A 14,944-nucleotide genomic window follows, 5' to 3' on the forward strand; every position below is an offset into this window, starting at 1 on the left:
TTATGTGGTAAGAAAACGTTAAGAGGTTGATCAGCATGATTGAAGTTAAGCAGCTTTACCGAAGCTTCAGAGGACAGAAAGTACTGGAGAATATCAGCTTTGAGGTTAAGCAAGGAGAGTTTTTTGGTATTATTGGGCCTAACGGAAGCGGGAAGTCAACGCTGCTTCGCTTAATCTCAGGCGTTGACCGCGTTACTGCCGGGGAAGTTCGGCTCCAGGGGCAGCTGGCTTCGTCGTACTCCCGTAAAGAATTGGCGCGATGGCTGGCAGTGCTGCAGCAGGACGCTTTGCCTCCAATCGGGTTTACGGTCAAAGAGGTTGTGGAGATGGGGCGTTATCCCTTTCAAAACTGGCTCGGTGAGGACTCGGAAGAAGCTGAGCCGCTCATCGCAAGTATTATCGATAAGCTGAATCTGGAGCCGTTGGTTCATCGAACCATCGAACGGTTAAGCGGCGGCGAACGGCAGAGAGTCGCTCTAGGCAAGGTCATGGCGCAACAGCCGCGGCTGCTTATGCTCGATGAACCGACAACATTTCTCGATATCGGCTATCAGGTTCAGATGATGGATTATATTAGGGAGTGGCAGTGCGAATCTCAACTGACCGTAATCGCTGTTCTTCACGATTTAAATTTGGCGGCTCAGTACTGCAGCCGGCTGATGGTTGTCCATCAGGGCAAGATTGCCGCCATCGGAACGCCTGAGGAAATCATTACCAGCGGGTTGATCGCAGAGGTGTATGGAACGGTACCGATCGTTTTACAGCATCCACGCAATCACGCACCGCAGATTTTATTACAGCCGGGAAAATAGACAATGGACGGGGGGACTGAATCATGAGTCATTTGGAACAAATTGTTGAAAGCATAAAGCCTGTACATCAAGAGTTTATCGATCTGGCGAGCAGGCATTTGGATCAACTGACCAAACCGCCCGGAAGCTTGGGGAAACTGGAAGATATCGCTCGCCAGATGGCAGGGATAACGGGTGAAGTGATGCCTGAATTTGAGAAAAAGGCGGTCATTGTCATGGCTGGCGATCATGGCGTCTGCGAGGAAGGCGTCAGTGCATTTCCGGCTGAAGTTACGCCGCAAATGGTGATGAATTTCTTGAACGGCGGCGCTGCCGTTAATGTACTCGCCAGACACGCCGGAGCAGATGTCTTTTGCGTAGATATTGGAGTAAACGCGGATCTGGAGCATCCGGATCTCGTTGCCCGTAAAGTGAGGAAAGGAACGCGTAACATGGCTCGCGAGGCGGCAATGACTCATGAAGAATCATTGCAAGCGATTATTGAAGGCGTAGAAGTGGTGGATGACTACGTAAGTAAAGGTTACTGTCTCTTCGCGACGGGGGATATGGGCATTGGCAATACAACGGCAAGCGCAGCGATCCTCTGCGCGCTGACCGGGCTTGATGCAGGCTTTGCCGTAGGCCGGGGAACGGGGATTGACGACGCGAAATGGCTGCATAAGCAAGCGGTGGTGAAGAAAGCGTTAGAGGTGAATGCTCCTAACGCCGAGGACGCCCTTGATGTGTTAGCGAAGGTCGGGGGACTGGAGATCGCCGGCCTGGTCGGGGTGATTCTCGGCGCAGCGAAGAACCGCTGTCCTGTCGTCGTCGACGGCTTCATCTCGTCGGCGGCAGCGCTTGTGGCGAGCCGGTTAGCACCGCTGAGCGCGTCCTACATGCTCGCCTCGCACTTGTCGCACGAGCAGGGGCACGGCAGGATGCTCGAAGCTATTGGCCTCGGAGCGATGCTGCAGATGGATATGCGCCTGGGGGAAGGCACAGGGGCGGTGCTTTGTTTTAACCTGGTCGATGCCGCAGGCAAGATCATGAAGGAAATGGCGACATTCGATAGCGCAGGCGTGTCGCGTGGTTAAGTAAGAATATAAGTTTAAAAAGTCCGCTTTCAGAACCGAGAAGGTTGGATGAAACTGGAGAAGGAGGAACGGAACGTAGTGATTTGCTACGTGAGTACCGGAGTTCCCAGGTTCATTCAAGATTCGATGTCGGCATTACTTCATGAAATTCTACGTTATCAAAGTGGACTTTTTAAACAACCTTTTAGGAGAAGGAGGCGGGGTGAAGTCATGGCGATTTTGGTAACGGGCGGCGCGCGAAGCGGCAAGAGCTCTTGGGCGGAGAAGCTCGCGATGCGCAGCAGCGAGAGCGGCATTTATATCGCGACCTCCCACATCTATGATGAGGAAATGCGGGAGCGGGTCGGTTTGCATCAGCAGCAGCGGCTCGCCTCCGGGTATCCCTGGGATACCTGGGAAGAGCCTTATGCGCTGCGGGAGCTTCTGCTCCAGCTGCAGGAGACAGGCGGCAGCGCGCAAGCTGCAGTCTTGGTCGACTGTTTGACGCTTTGGCTCTCCAACTGGCTGCTTCGCTATGAAGGAGTGCCTGATGCCGCCGCTCTCGTCATGAGGCAGGTTGATGAGCTGGTCGAAGCGGTGTCCTCCTACAGCGGACAATTGGTGCTCGTCACTAACGAGGTCGGAAGCGGCATCGTTCCCGAGTATCCGCTGGGGCGGAGCTTCCGGGATTTAGCCGGACGGATGAATCAGCGTCTGGCTGAAGTTTGCGATCAAGTTTTCCTCGTGACAGCGGGGATTCCGATAGAGTTAAAAAGCAGGGCTTACCGCTTGGAGTAATCGATGGATACAGCGGTGAGCCCGGAACGGTGATATGCAATGTGGTTATATACTTGGCAGGAAATCGTCGCCATGACGGCGGCTGCTATTCTCATAGATTGGATCATCGGCGATCCTAAATGGCCGACACATCCGGTCATTCTGATCGGACGATGGATTCGCTTTATGGAGCGAAAGCTGCGAAATGATAACGAAGGGCAGGATATGAGCGAAGGCGCCAATACGCTTAAAGTAAAAGGCGTCCTGCTCATGCTCTCCACGGTGCTTCTCAGTTTTTGCGTCGTACTGGCCCTTGTACTTGTCGCTCGTTCGATTCACGAGTGGCTGGGCTACATGGTCTCCACGTGGTTTATTTCCACGACGATAGCGGTCAAAGGGCTAAAAGATGCAGCTTACCTCGTCTATAGCCCTCTGCGCAGCGGCAATTTGGCGGATGCCCGTAAATATACGGGCTACATCGTAGGCAGGGATACAGAGCATCTCGGTGAGGAAGAACTGACGCGAGCCGTCGTGGAAACCGTGGCGGAGAACATCGTGGACGCGGTCATCTCACCGTTGTTTTATGCGCTGCTGGGCGGCGCTCCGCTTGCGATGTTCTACCGGGCATCGAATACGCTGGATTCGATGGTCGGTTACCGAAATGACCGGTATCGTCATTTCGGTTGGGCGTCGGCACGCTGGGACGACGTGATGAACTGGATCCCGGCCCGGCTGACCGGCCTCCTGCTGATCTTCGTCGCCCTGCTGCAGCCGGGGCTCTCAGCGAAGCGGTCAGCGGCAGCGATCCGCCGCTTCGCGCACCTGCACCCCAGCCCGAACAGCGGAATTCCCGAGTCGGCGGTAGCCGGAGCGCTCGGGATTGAGCTGGGCGGGCTGAACGTCTATGGGGGCGCGCCCAGCGAGCGCGCCCGCCTTGGCTGGCCGCTGCGGGAGCGGACGCAGCGGGATATTGTCTTCGCCGTACGGTTGTTGTACGGCGTCAGCTTTGTGGTAATGGGAGGACTGCTATGCGTACTGCTCGTATGGTTTTTGTAGATTGGCTGCATGGATGCATAGCAGCCTTTCAATTTTTAACGAGATTGCCGATTCCCGTGCAAATCGAATATAACGTTCAGGTGTTTCGCAGAAGTGTCATTTTTTACCCCTTAGCGGGTCTGGTGATCGGCGGTTTACTCCTTCTGGCAGGCGAAGGGTTGCGACTCATTTTCCCTCCGATGCCGGCAGCCGTGCTGCTTCTTGCATTATGGGTCCTGCTTACAGGCGGTCTTCACCTGGATGGGCTGATGGATACGGCAGACGGAATTTTGAGCCATAGACCGCGTGAGCAAATGCTTGAGATTATGAAGGACAGCCGGGTAGGCGCGATGGGCGTTATCGTGTGCGTGCTTGTGTTGCTCCTAAAATTTGCACTTCTATTCAGCATGTTGGGCAGTGAGCAGTCCGGGGATTGGAAGGCGTCCAGCGTGCTTCTTATGATCGTACCGATCTGGAGCCGATGGTTTATGGTTGTTGCGATTTTCGGCTGGCCTTACGCCAGAAGTGAATCAGGGCTTGGAAGTTTGTTTCGTGGCGTTACCGGAGGATATGTGGCTTGGTCGACAATCGCAGGCTTAGTGGCGTCGTTCGCAATTACATTCCTTGGATATGGAAGATTGACCGAAGCTCTGCCCTGTCCGTCTCTTTGGGTTATTATTGGTGGATTTGCTGTTGTAACTTACCTTCTGGGCTGCTTGATCGCATTGTACATAAGCCGTAAACTAGGCGGTTTGACCGGGGATACATATGGGGCATTGAATGAACTGTTGGAGGTTCTGCTGCTGCTTGGAATTACTGCTTTATTTTAAAGTGAAAGGAGAGAGTCGCCATGCTGGAACGATTCGGACACGGAGGGGATCTATGGACTGCGGAAGAGGCATTCGGTCGACCGAAAGAGCAATTTCTCGATTTCAGTTCCAATATGAATCCTCTCGGGCCGCCGCCATCGGTTGAACAGATTTTGAAGCGCCAGTGGCGGGAGTTGGTCAAATACCCGGATCCTGCAGTTCGAGAGCTGCGTTCCCGTTTAGCTTGCAAATATGACATTCCCATCGAAAGTATTCTCGTCGGGAATGGGGCTGCAGAGCTGATCGATTTGACTGCAAGGGTATTGAACCCTTCCGTTACAGGTTTGGCAAGGCCCTCCTTTAGTGAGTATGAGGAGGCCATTCTCAAATCGGGTGGAGCGATTCGTTCCATTCCTCTTCATGCGCGGCATGGATTCGTTCTTCAAGAGCAGGATGTGGAGGAGGCATGCCGAGTATGTGATCTGTTCTTTCTAGGACATCCGAACAACCCAACCGGCAGGCTAGTTCCGCAAAAGATTTTGAATCAGCTTGCGCAGAGCCGTCGCAACCTGGTCATTGACGAGGCGTTTATGGATTTTGTGCCGGATGAACAATCTTATTCCATGCTGAAATACGCTGCAACGAGTAAAAATGTTTTTGTCATTCGCTCTATGACGAAATTTTATTCAATACCTGGTATTCGTCTGGGCTTCATGGTTGCGCATCCGGAATGGATCGAGAAGCTGAAGGACTTGCAGGTTCAATGGAGCGTCAATTATTTAGCTCAGCAAATCGGTACGGCGGTTCTGGGCGATGAGGATTTTGAGCAGGCGAGCAGGGTTTGGCTGCAAGCTGAGAAGATTTGGTTAACGGAGCAGCTTCAGCAACTAGGCCTTGAAGTTAACGATAGCGATGTGAACTTCCTGCTTTTTTCTTTCCCTGTCGAGTTCGGAATCGATGTCAAGCAAGCGCAGCAGTATATGGGACGTCAGGGCATATTAATCCGTAATGCCTCCTTGTTCGAAGGACTTGACCGACGGTACTGCCGGGTTGCGATTCGGCTTCGCGAGGACAACGAGCGATTAGTCGAGGGAATACGCATGATGTTGGAAGAGCTCGGCACCCAACGGAATCGAGGACAAAGAGATGAATAATTTAGCTTCGCAAGCCGCGACTTTAATGATTCAAGGCACTGCCTCGGACGTGGGCAAAAGTATTCTGACGGCCGCATTGTGCCGCATTCTCGTTCAGGATGGCTGGTCGACCGCACCGTTCAAATCGCAAAATATGTCGCTCAATTCCTATGTCACATTCGACGGCAAAGAAATCGGACGCGCTCAAGGCGTTCAAGCGGATGCCTGCAATATATTAGCGACAACGGATATGAATCCCATTCTGCTGAAACCGAAGCAGGACATGGTCGCGCAGGTTGTTGTGCACGGCAAGCCTTTCTCCGATCTGGATGCACGGACATACCGGGAATCGTATTTGCCCCATGCAGAGCAGATCGTGAAGGATGCCCTCGCTCGTCTGCGCAGCGCATACGATGTGGTAGTGCTCGAAGGCGCCGGAAGCCCGGCAGAAGTCAACCTCAAAGATCGCGACATCGTGAACATGAGGTTGGCCGGTTGGGCGGATGCTCCGGTGCTGCTTGTTGCGGATATCGATCGAGGCGGCGTCTTCGCTTCGATTGTCGGTACGCTTGAGATTTTATCGCCGGAGGAAAGAGACCGGGTCAAAGGTTTTATCATCAATAAATTCCGCGGAGACGTCAGCCTGCTGAAGCCGGGTCTGGATTGGCTGGAGGAGCGGACCGGCAAGCCTGTGCTCGGCGTTATCCCCTATTTGCCTCAGCTTGGCATTGAGGATGAAGACTCCGCCTCGCTGGATTCTAAAAGAGCGAAGCGCCATTGGCAAGAGAACAGGCATGCCAAAACAGACGACCAGCTCGATATAGCGGTCATACGATTGCCACGACTATCGAATTTTACGGATTTCGATCCTTTGCAAGAGGAGCCGGATGTACATTTCAGATATATTTCGAATGTGTCCGAGTGGGGGCAGCCGGACGTTATTTTGCTGCCGGGCAGCAAGAATACGATGGACGATTTGCGCTATCTGAAAGAATCGGGTCTAGCGGATCGCATCATTCATTTTGCTGCAGCCGAGAATGGTTGGGTCACAGGCATTTGCGCCGGGTATCAAATGTTGGGCATAAAGCTTTTAGATCCGCAAGGATACGAATCAGACCATCCGGAACTTGAAGGTTTGAGGCTTCTGCCGACGGAAACCTTGTTTACTTCAGAGAAGCGTACCGTCCAGGTTCAGGGGAGCACCACGCTATTTGCTGATCAAGGTTTGGACATTGCCATCGACGGTTACGAAATTCATATGGGGCGAACGAGTTATGTGGAGGACGCCCATCCTCCTTTCCACATTCAAGCCCGAGCTTATGATACAGCTACAGGCTCTATCAGCAGCGGACTACACGGAGATGGTGCAGCCGCAAAAGATGGACGAATCTGGGGAACCTATTTGCACGGTATTTTGCATAATGATGATTTTCGTCGAGCTTGGTTGAATGCGATTCGCTTGCAAAAGGGACTGATACCTGTTACTGGCGGGCTTCGCTTCAAGGAACGCAGAGCAGCAGCCTTCGACAGGCTTGCTGAACATGTGCGCAGTTACTTGGATATGCAGCGCGTTTATGAGATTATTGGAGGAGTAACAGCTACTATGGAGGAGGGTAAACGATGAAAATTTATACGCGTACAGGCGATGCAGGTCAAACGGGAGTCATTGGCGGACGTGTCGATAAAGATGATGCTCGGGTAGAAGCATATGGTACGGTTGATGAGCTCAATTGTTATCTGGGTCAAGCGATGAGTTTTATGGATCCTGACAAATACTCCGATTTGTTAGCAGATATGCTGCAGGTACAGCACGAGCTGTTCGATTGCGGTTCTGACTTGGCACTTTTGAAGCAAGAGCTGCGCCCTTACAAAGTGAAGGCCGAGATGGTCGATGCTCTGGAAGTCTGGATCGATAAGTACGATGCGGAGACGCCGGATATTACCCGTTTTATTTTGCCGGGCGGCAGTACGGTTTCGTCAACGCTTCATATTTGCCGTACCGTATGCCGTAGAGCGGAGCGCCGAGTGGTTACATTAGCCCGTACCCAAGAAATTAACCCGGAAGTACGCCGTTATTTGAACCGGCTATCCGATCTGTTCTTTACCATTGCCCGTACGGCTAACCATCGAGAAGGTGTGGCTGATGTGGAGTACGTGCGCAGCGCTGAGGTGTTTAGACGTAAATCATGAGTTACTACGAACCTCTTGTTTATATCGTACCGCCTGAGGAAGATGGCTTTGTTCTGAAGACGATTTTGCAAAAAAGGCTTATGGTTTCCCGTAAGCTGCTATCCCGGCTCAAATTGACAGAGCAAGGCATTACCGTCAATGGCGTACGCCAATACATTAGTATAAAAGTCAATGCCGGAGACCGGGTTGAGGTTCGCATGGAGGAGGAGCAATCCGAGGATATTTTGCCTCAGGATCTTCCGCTTCACATTATCCACGAAGATGAGCATCTGCTAATCGTAGCCAAAGATGCAGGCATCATCGTGCATCCGACGCACGGTCACTATGTGAATACCATTGCCAATGCGGTCGTTTATCACTGGCAGCAAGCAGGCATCACCTGCCGATTCCGTCCGGTGCACCGACTTGATCAGGAAACGTCAGGCGTGCTGGCAATTGCCAAGAACCCCTACGTGCATCAGCAAATTTCTGAGCAGATGATTCAGCATAAAGTGAAAAAGGAATATCTTGCCTTTGTATGGGGCGTGCTTAATGAACCAAGCGGCACGATCAATGGGCCTATCGATCGAGACCCTGAGCAACCGCATGTAAGGATCGTCACGCCAGGCGGTTATTCCGCAGTAACCCATTACGAGGTCGTGGAACAATTCGCTTATGCGGCTTTGGTGCGCATATGGCTGGAAACAGGCAGAACACATCAAATCCGCGTACATATGAAATATTTGGGCCATCCGCTGATCGGGGATAAAGTGTACACGCTGCCTGCTTTCGAAGGAAGCAAAGCTGCGGCAGAAGCCGCTGAACGGCTTGATCGGCAAGCGCTTCATGCATTCAGACTCGGCTTTGTGCATCCCGGAACCCGGGAGTGGGCGGAGTACAACGCTCCATTGCCTGTGGATTTAGCCGCTCTGCAGGCCTGGCTGCAGGGAAATTAGAACCGTCAAAAACCATCAGGGTTTACTGATGGTTTTTTTAGTGATAATTCAAAAATGGCTGCCTAGGATCCGTTGTCAGAACCAGTGTCGTTGAACAGATGGATTGGTGGTTGGTGGGCACTTGTAGCGACCGAATGTCGCTAAGTGGTCGGTCGGTTTCCCATAGCGCACCCCGGAATTCCACGTGATGGTACATCGGTCACGCCTGATGGAACGGGCAGTATTTGCGCATCAGCTCGGCCGTCTCCACATCGTCAGGGCGTCCGCGCTCGGATAAGTCGTGGATGATGCTTTCGCGGCGTTCCTCGGTCAGATTTTGCCCGAATTTAAACTTGGCGGTTAGCTCATGGATGGTGAGGCGTACGACAGAAACGCCTTTCAGCTCACCACGGTAAGCTGGATCTTCTGGGGTTATCGGCGAGTAACCGCCCTCGGGCTGAAGTTTCTCCATAAGTGCGCCAAGAACCTCGGCTTTCTCTGTCAGATCCTCAGTCGGCTCTGCTTCACCCCGAATATGAACCGATTTGAAGTAGGATGTGGCGGGACAGGCCTGACGCGGGTCGGTGAAGTAAGAAGGGATGATGGCGTACTCTTTGGCTACGGCGAAGCTGGCTTTACCTGAGGCTGCGATTTCAGTCATCTTGCTTCCTCTTCTGGAGCCGTGAAAATAGATGTGGCCATTTAAATAAACAAAATTAACGGGCGTCAAATGAGGCCAGCCGTCTTCCCCGCTCGTGGCTAAATATCCATAAGACATTTCTTGCAAAAATTGTTCGACATCTTGCTGGTCCTGGACAGCGAATTCTTTTCTTCTCATGGTTGATTCTCCTTCTGTTTTTAAACATGATACAAAAGGATTGGTCGATTCATAAGATCCAATTTTAATCATTTTGTATGTACCATTGTTGTAGGCAATGAGTTTGCAATACTTGACTTTCCGCATCGATTAGCCCAAAATTTTATACAACCCAATTTATAGACATCATCTCTTAAAGGAGCTTACCACCATGGGAGTAAAAGTATTTTGTTACGATAAATGCGGCACATGCCGCAGCATGTTGAAATGGCTAAAAGCGCACAATGTAGATATTACAGAAAATGTACCCTTGTTTGATACTCCGCCATCTGCGGTAGAACTGGACAATCTGCTTGCCATCAGCGGTCTGGAGATTAAGAAGTTTTTCAACACATCCGGTGAAGTGTACAAGGAAATGGGACTGAAGGACAAGCTTTCGGGCATGTCGCAAGAGCAAATGCTGGAGCTGCTTGCTTCAAACGGCAGGCTTATTAAGCGCCCTATTGTTACGGACGGTAAGAAAGTGACAGTCGGCTTTAAGGAGCCGGAGTTTGAGGCGGTATGGGCGAAAGGGTGATGTAGGTTTGGAGCAGAAAAAGAAGCCAGAAAATAAGAGGTCGCCATGGGCTCTCGGGGGGCTGGTCGCTGTCCTGCTTTCCCAAGGAAAGCTCATTTTGGGCGTACTTAAGCTTGGAAAAGCCGGCGGTGCTGTCATCAGTATGTTTATCACGATCTGGGCCTATGCCTATCTCGCGCCGTTACCGTTTGCCATAGGGATCGTTCTCATGATCCTGATTCATGAGCTCGGGCATGTCTTTGCCGCGAAAATGAAGGGTCTACCGGTCTCGGCACCTGTATTCATCCCGTTTCTGGGCGCTCTGATCACGATGAAAAAACATCCGACGGATGCGGCTACGGAGGCTTTTATTGGTATCGGAGGGCCCATTTTGGGCACGGTTGGCGCGACGGCTGCTTTTGCGCTAGGGGTATACATGGATTCGCCAGTAATCGTTTCGGTCGCCTATTCGGCTTTTTATTTGAATCTAATTAACTTGCTGCCCATTCACCCGCTAGACGGCGGACGTATTTCAACGGCTGTCACTCGATGGTTATGGGTCCTTGGCTTGGTCGGCGGCTTAGTGTTTATTTACTATTTGAACAACAATACGAGCCGGATTATTTTCTTTATCATCTGGGCCATGTTTGCCTGGGATTTATATAAGAAGTATGTCAAATTCAGAAATCGGGAAGAAATCGTCTCGGTTTCATCGCGTTTTGAGTTTCATGCGGAGCATTTGCTGCAGCAGGGATACATCATTCCAGGCGAAAATCATAGCCGCGAGTTAGATTTTACTACTTATACCGAATTACAAGGGGCTATGGAAGGCCGTCAAACGATCGTCATGTATTGGCAGGGAATCGGCTTTGAAGGCCATGCTTATTTGCCTGCGCAAGCATTGATCAAAAAGGTTCAAGCCGTCAAAGTAGAACGCATTCAAAAAGAGGGCGGCTTTTATTTAGGCTTGCAGGTGCAAGTCGATTTCACGCCTCTTGGTCAGCATGATCGCTACTATGAAGTGGAGACCAAGACTCGTTGGAAGTTTGGCGCAGCCTACCTTGGGCTTGTTTTGTATTTACTGTATATGATTCGACTTGTTCATCAGGTCGGTATCATTGATTGAATTCATTAATGCCATTAATTCATTCATAATGAGGTTGTGTACTATGAAACTTACAGGTTCGAAGAGGTTAAGTCTGTTAGGCTCGGCTATTTTTTCAGAGGTGGAAGAATGGAAGAGAGAGGTTATGAACCAAGGGGTAGACGTCATAGATTTAGGAATAGGCAGTCCTGATCTTCCCCCTTCAGATCGGGTTATTGAGGCTATTACGCAGGCTGTCCGCAATCCGAAGTTATATGGTTATCCATCCTCAGAAGGAAGCTTGGCGTTTCGTGAAACCGTTGCTAGATGGTATCAATATCGGTTTGGTGTTGCACTGGATCCGGCACATGAAATATTAACCTTGATGGGTTCACAGGATGGGCTGGCTCATTTGGCGCTCTCGCTATGCGATCCGGGGGATGTGGCGATCGTCCCTGATCCGGGATATCCCATTTATTCCGCAAGTTTAGTCTTAGCGGGTGTGGAACCTTATTTGCTGCCGCTGCGGGCTGACAACAATTTTCTACCGAAGCTTGAGGACATTCCGGAAGACCTGGCTGCAAAAGCCAAGTTCATCCTGCTCAACTACCCGAGCAATCCATTGTCTGCTGTTGCAGATCGGGCTTTCTTTGAGCAATTGATTGCCTACGCCAAGAAACACGAATTGCTTGTCGTACACGATTTGGCTTACTCCGAAATGGCTTTTGACGGTTACAAGCCTATGAGTATTTTGGAGATAGAGGGAGCGAAGGAAGTTGCCGTCGAATTTCATTCGCTGTCTAAAAGCTTCAACATGGCGGGATGCAGAATTGCTTTTTTAACGGGAAATGCAGATGCCGTGAAGGCATTGAAAACTTTGAAGTCGAATATTGATTATGGCGTTTTTCAAGCTGTTCAAGCCGCTGGAATTGCAGCGCTCGAAGAAGACATGGAGAACGACCATACAGTAGCTGGTGTCTATGAGCGAAGACGAAATGTGTTCCTGGAGGCACTAGCAGAGGTGGGGTGGACCATTGCACCCCCGAAAGCGACAATGTTCATCTGGGCGCCCGTTCCAAAAGGCTGGACGTCTCGACAAATTTCCCGGGAAATGCTGTATCAGGCAGGAGTTGTCGTGATCCCTGGCGATGCATTCGGAGCAGAAGGGGAAGGCTTTGTTAGAATTGCATTGGTGCAAGAAGAAGCCAGTCTACTGGAGGCAGCAAAACGAATTGGACAATGGCTTCGCACGATAGAATGAAATATAGAGATTTTGGTAAAAATAGGAGAATGAGAGACATCGACTGATATGCATAAAAGTTCACAATTCTTTTCAACTGAAAGGGGTACGCATATGGATGCTATTTCTTCATTATCTGAGCTCTTAGCGGAGCAAAAGCCTTCTTCGTTCGTAGAAATTCCAGGAGTACTGGGGCAAACGTTTGGTCAATCCACGATTGCCGCCACCTTGCCCATGAGCAAGCTGTTCTCCATTTATGAGGTCGATTTGGAAGTGCAGCGCGCGATAATTCCGCGCAATCTTTCGAAATTAATCGATTACGTGAATTTGTACCTGGAAGATCGCCAACCGATCTACTTCCCGGGCATCATCTTCTCGGCAAGAGGTGCAGGTCACTATGATGAAGAACATCAAGTTCTTCGTCTGCAACCGATTGAGAAGCTGTACGTTGTCGATGGTCAGCACCGTTTGGCCGCCTTCCAGCGTATTATGGAGACATTGCAAAGCCAGATGGCACGCGCCAAAGATCGCCGTGAGTACGACAAAATGGAAGAGATTACGGAAAAATTGCGTCGATTGTACGCATTCCCAATTTCGACCATGACTTACTTAGACATTAACGCCAGACAAGAGCGTCAGTTATTTTCCGACATTAACAAGCTTCCTCGCAAACTTGGCGGAAACTTGGCGGTGCTTCGCGACCAACGAAGATTTTATCATGTTGCTGCGACCGAGCTTGCTTCCAAAGCTCCGGCCATGCAAACATTGACGGTCGATATGTTCTCAGAACGGGGCAAATCGCCTGAATATTTATTTTCGTATCATTTGCTGATCGAAATATTGATTGCGCTGTTTGAAGGCCGCATGAAGTCGGGCGCGCGGAATAACGGTTATCAATATGATGACAAAGAGCTGCAGGATCATGTTTCCTTGGCTGGAACATACTTCAACGGCTTGCTTCATTATTTGCCGACGCCTTCGAAAGGCGAGTTGGTTTGGTCCGAAAACATTCAAATTGCCTTAGCGTTGTTCATTCACGAAGAGTCAACCAAAACCGGCAAATTCAACCGCTATGCGCTGGAGCATGCGCTTAAAATTCTTCCGCACATGAATTGGAACAGCATTTATGCGGGTGATGAGAAGGATCGCTTGCCAAGACGGACCCGCATCATGAAAGCGTACCAACACATCAAAAACTTTTATCAAGAGAAGAACGTGTTTCTCATCAGTGATAAGGAGGATGTGGGCTAATGGAAGGATTACGCCTCAAGATGACGATCCACCCGTTTTGCGAGAAATTCGGACTCTCGACGGTCGCGCTGCGTGTACAGGATTTGCTGAATTATACAATGATCGATCCGATGGTTCAGCGCAAACTAAGCAACATGCAAAGACGGAAAATCTCTACCTATCTGCAAGAGCGCGAATTGGATCATGTATTTTTTGGCCCGGTGACGCTTTCTTTAAGAGAAGTGAATCAGCTGGCTAAGGGCGATAAGGAGTTCCTGCTTAAGCATGGCTCCAAGCTGAGTATTTTGGATGGGCAGCATCGTATTCTGGCGCTCGGTTATGTGAACGAACAAATGCAGAAGGAAGTCAGACGGTACGAGAAGAAGTTAGCTATATTAAAAATTAAGCAGCGGAAGTTTCCTGAGGATGCAGAGCTCAGACAAGAGGTTGAGGAAGCTGAAGGTACCGTCAATCAGCTGGAGAGCAGACGCCTGGATCTAATGGAAACACAGCTCGCTGTGCAAATCTATATCGGCTTAACGGAAGAAGAAGAGCAGCAGCTATTCGGCGATATTAACTCCAAAGTGCAGCTTGTTAGTAAAGAGCTTGGACACTCGTTCGACTCGATTGATCCGCTCAATCTGGTTATTCAACAGGTTGTCGATCATAATGTGTACTTGAAAGCTGCCGGTGTCGAGCGCCGCAGCAATTTGACTTCGTTTAACCGCAACTTCACATGCTTCAGTTGGCTGTATGCGATGGCTACGATGTTGTTTTCAGGCAGAATGCAGCCTTCTTACGAGCTTCAGCGAAAAATTCGCCACGATCCTTCAACGTACGTGGAAATCTTGCACCAGTTTTTCAATACGGTTCTGCCGCTGATGCCGGAGCAACCGGGACTAGCGCAGTATACGTCTGCAAATCGTGTTGTTCAGGAAAGCATTGCGCTTTACGCCAACCGTTTCTTGTTCCCTAATGGCCAATACAACGAAGAGTGGACGCAGTCCCTGCAAATTCTGGACGGCTTCGATTGGTCGCATGGTAATGAAGAGCTGATCTACGTGTTCGGATCCTTGGATAACGGCAAGATTAATCTGATTCATGAGAAGTCCCTGAAAAAGCATGTCAAGCTCGTTCAATTCTTCTTAGAGGGTACGGATGCGGATAGTGCCGGTGAAGAAGAAGTCGCATCACCGGCATAATATAGTGAAATAAGAAAAACCTTTCTCTCTCAACGAATCGTTGGGTAGGAGAAAGGTTTTTTTGTCGCCAAAAGAAACAGAATATATGTGTCC

15 protein-coding genes are annotated in these 14,944 nt (G+C 50.4%); 14 read left to right on the forward strand and 1 reads right to left on the reverse strand.

Going from position 1 to position 14,944, the window contains the following annotated elements; all coding sequences use genetic code 11:
- The first annotated feature begins 35 nt into the window (after positions 1-35).
- From ICC18_RS08065 to ICC18_RS08105, 9 genes are all read left to right on the forward strand, one after another.
- On the forward strand, positions 36-812 hold the full coding sequence (locus ICC18_RS08065) for a heme ABC transporter ATP-binding protein (protein ID WP_188173834.1): 777 nt from the start codon (positions 36-38) through the stop codon (positions 810-812).
- Between the two features lie 23 nt (positions 813-835).
- Positions 836-1,885, forward strand: a complete 1,050-nt coding sequence (cobT, locus tag ICC18_RS08070) for a nicotinate-nucleotide--dimethylbenzimidazole phosphoribosyltransferase (protein WP_188173835.1) — start codon at positions 836-838, stop codon at positions 1,883-1,885.
- A 210-nt stretch (positions 1,886-2,095) separates the two neighbouring features.
- A complete protein-coding gene (gene cobU / locus ICC18_RS08075) occupies positions 2,096-2,662 on the forward strand; it encodes a bifunctional adenosylcobinamide kinase/adenosylcobinamide-phosphate guanylyltransferase (protein WP_188173836.1) in 567 nt (188 codons plus the stop codon).
- A gap of 39 nt (positions 2,663-2,701) precedes the next feature.
- Positions 2,702-3,697: an adenosylcobinamide-phosphate synthase CbiB gene (cbiB, locus tag ICC18_RS08080; RefSeq protein ID WP_188173837.1), complete on the forward strand. Its 996-nt coding sequence runs from the start codon at positions 2,702-2,704 to the stop codon at positions 3,695-3,697.
- Complete coding sequence (gene cobS / locus ICC18_RS08085; RefSeq protein WP_188173838.1) at positions 3,670-4,506, forward strand: adenosylcobinamide-GDP ribazoletransferase; 837 nt, start codon at positions 3,670-3,672, stop codon at positions 4,504-4,506. The genes cbiB and cobS overlap by 28 nt, the downstream gene beginning before the upstream one ends.
- Before the next feature lie 20 nt (positions 4,507-4,526).
- Entirely contained in the window at positions 4,527-5,639 is a 1,113-nt protein-coding gene (cobD, locus tag ICC18_RS08090; protein ID WP_188173839.1) for a threonine-phosphate decarboxylase CobD, read from the forward strand.
- Positions 5,632-7,242: a cobyric acid synthase gene (locus ICC18_RS08095; protein ID WP_188173840.1), complete on the forward strand. Its 1,611-nt coding sequence runs from the start codon at positions 5,632-5,634 to the stop codon at positions 7,240-7,242. Before cobD ends, ICC18_RS08095 begins: the two co-directional genes overlap by 8 nt.
- The gene (locus ICC18_RS08100) at positions 7,239-7,808 is read left to right on the forward strand and encodes a cob(I)yrinic acid a,c-diamide adenosyltransferase (RefSeq protein WP_188173841.1); all 570 of its coding nucleotides are present in this window, start codon (positions 7,239-7,241) and stop codon (positions 7,806-7,808) included. Before ICC18_RS08095 ends, ICC18_RS08100 begins: the two co-directional genes overlap by 4 nt.
- On the forward strand, positions 7,805-8,743 hold the full coding sequence (locus ICC18_RS08105) for an RluA family pseudouridine synthase (protein WP_188173842.1): 939 nt from the start codon (positions 7,805-7,807) through the stop codon (positions 8,741-8,743). Before ICC18_RS08100 ends, ICC18_RS08105 begins: the two co-directional genes overlap by 4 nt.
- 199 nt (positions 8,744-8,942) lie before the next feature.
- Here ICC18_RS08105 and ICC18_RS08110 read toward each other — a convergent pair whose 3' ends face one another.
- Complete coding sequence (locus ICC18_RS08110) at positions 8,943-9,560, reverse strand: pyridoxamine 5'-phosphate oxidase family protein (RefSeq protein ID WP_188173843.1); 618 nt, start codon at positions 9,558-9,560, stop codon at positions 8,943-8,945.
- A gap of 190 nt (positions 9,561-9,750) precedes the next feature.
- Between ICC18_RS08110 and ICC18_RS08115 the strand changes: the two genes are divergently transcribed.
- From ICC18_RS08115 to ICC18_RS08135, 5 genes are all read left to right on the forward strand, one after another.
- Positions 9,751-10,116 (forward strand): arsenate reductase family protein, encoded by a 366-nt coding sequence (locus ICC18_RS08115; RefSeq protein WP_188173844.1) that lies wholly within the window; start codon positions 9,751-9,753, stop codon positions 10,114-10,116.
- 7 nt (positions 10,117-10,123) lie between these two features.
- Entirely contained in the window at positions 10,124-11,221 is a 1,098-nt protein-coding gene (locus tag ICC18_RS08120) for a site-2 protease family protein (RefSeq protein ID WP_188173845.1), read from the forward strand.
- 43 nt (positions 11,222-11,264) lie between these two features.
- Positions 11,265-12,440, forward strand: a complete 1,176-nt coding sequence (locus ICC18_RS08125) for an aminotransferase class I/II-fold pyridoxal phosphate-dependent enzyme (RefSeq protein ID WP_188173846.1) — start codon at positions 11,265-11,267, stop codon at positions 12,438-12,440.
- Positions 12,441-12,533: 93 nt separating this feature from the next.
- Positions 12,534-13,670, forward strand: a complete 1,137-nt coding sequence (locus tag ICC18_RS08130) for a DNA sulfur modification protein DndB (RefSeq protein WP_188173847.1) — start codon at positions 12,534-12,536, stop codon at positions 13,668-13,670.
- Positions 13,670-14,851, forward strand: coding sequence for a DNA sulfur modification protein DndB (locus ICC18_RS08135; RefSeq protein ID WP_188173848.1), 1,182 nt, complete (start codon positions 13,670-13,672; stop codon positions 14,849-14,851). The genes ICC18_RS08130 and ICC18_RS08135 overlap by 1 nt, the downstream gene beginning before the upstream one ends.
- Positions 14,852-14,944: the final 93 nt, after the last annotated feature.

It is taken from the genome of Paenibacillus sedimenti (assembly GCF_014534655.1).
Lineage (GTDB): Bacteria > Bacillota > Bacilli > Paenibacillales > NBRC-103111 > Paenibacillus_E > Paenibacillus_E sedimenti.

What these genes read in the sequence shown, in the direction of transcription:
- ICC18_RS08065 (WP_188173834.1), top strand. Translation starts at nt 36, where the DNA reads ATGATTGAAGTTAAGCAGCTTTACCGAAGCTTCAGAGGACAGAAAGTA.
- cobT (WP_188173835.1), top strand. Translation starts at nt 836, where the DNA reads ATGAGTCATTTGGAACAAATTGTTGAAAGCATAAAGCCTGTACATCAA.
- cobU (WP_188173836.1), top strand. Translation starts at nt 2,096, where the DNA reads ATGGCGATTTTGGTAACGGGCGGCGCGCGAAGCGGCAAGAGCTCTTGG.
- cbiB (WP_188173837.1), top strand. Translation starts at nt 2,702, where the DNA reads ATGTGGTTATATACTTGGCAGGAAATCGTCGCCATGACGGCGGCTGCT.
- cobS (WP_188173838.1), top strand. Translation starts at nt 3,670, where the DNA reads ATGCGTACTGCTCGTATGGTTTTTGTAGATTGGCTGCATGGATGCATA.
- cobD (WP_188173839.1), top strand. Translation starts at nt 4,527, where the DNA reads ATGCTGGAACGATTCGGACACGGAGGGGATCTATGGACTGCGGAAGAG.
- ICC18_RS08095 (WP_188173840.1), top strand. Translation starts at nt 5,632, where the DNA reads ATGAATAATTTAGCTTCGCAAGCCGCGACTTTAATGATTCAAGGCACT.
- ICC18_RS08100 (WP_188173841.1), top strand. Translation starts at nt 7,239, where the DNA reads ATGAAAATTTATACGCGTACAGGCGATGCAGGTCAAACGGGAGTCATT.
- ICC18_RS08105 (WP_188173842.1), top strand. Translation starts at nt 7,805, where the DNA reads ATGAGTTACTACGAACCTCTTGTTTATATCGTACCGCCTGAGGAAGAT.
- ICC18_RS08110 (WP_188173843.1), bottom strand. Translation starts at nt 9,560, where the DNA reads ATGAGAAGAAAAGAATTCGCTGTCCAGGACCAGCAAGATGTCGAACAA.
- ICC18_RS08115 (WP_188173844.1), top strand. Translation starts at nt 9,751, where the DNA reads ATGGGAGTAAAAGTATTTTGTTACGATAAATGCGGCACATGCCGCAGC.
- ICC18_RS08125 (WP_188173846.1), top strand. Translation starts at nt 11,265, where the DNA reads ATGAAACTTACAGGTTCGAAGAGGTTAAGTCTGTTAGGCTCGGCTATT.
- ICC18_RS08130 (WP_188173847.1), top strand. Translation starts at nt 12,534, where the DNA reads ATGGATGCTATTTCTTCATTATCTGAGCTCTTAGCGGAGCAAAAGCCT.
- ICC18_RS08135 (WP_188173848.1), top strand. Translation starts at nt 13,670, where the DNA reads ATGGAAGGATTACGCCTCAAGATGACGATCCACCCGTTTTGCGAGAAA.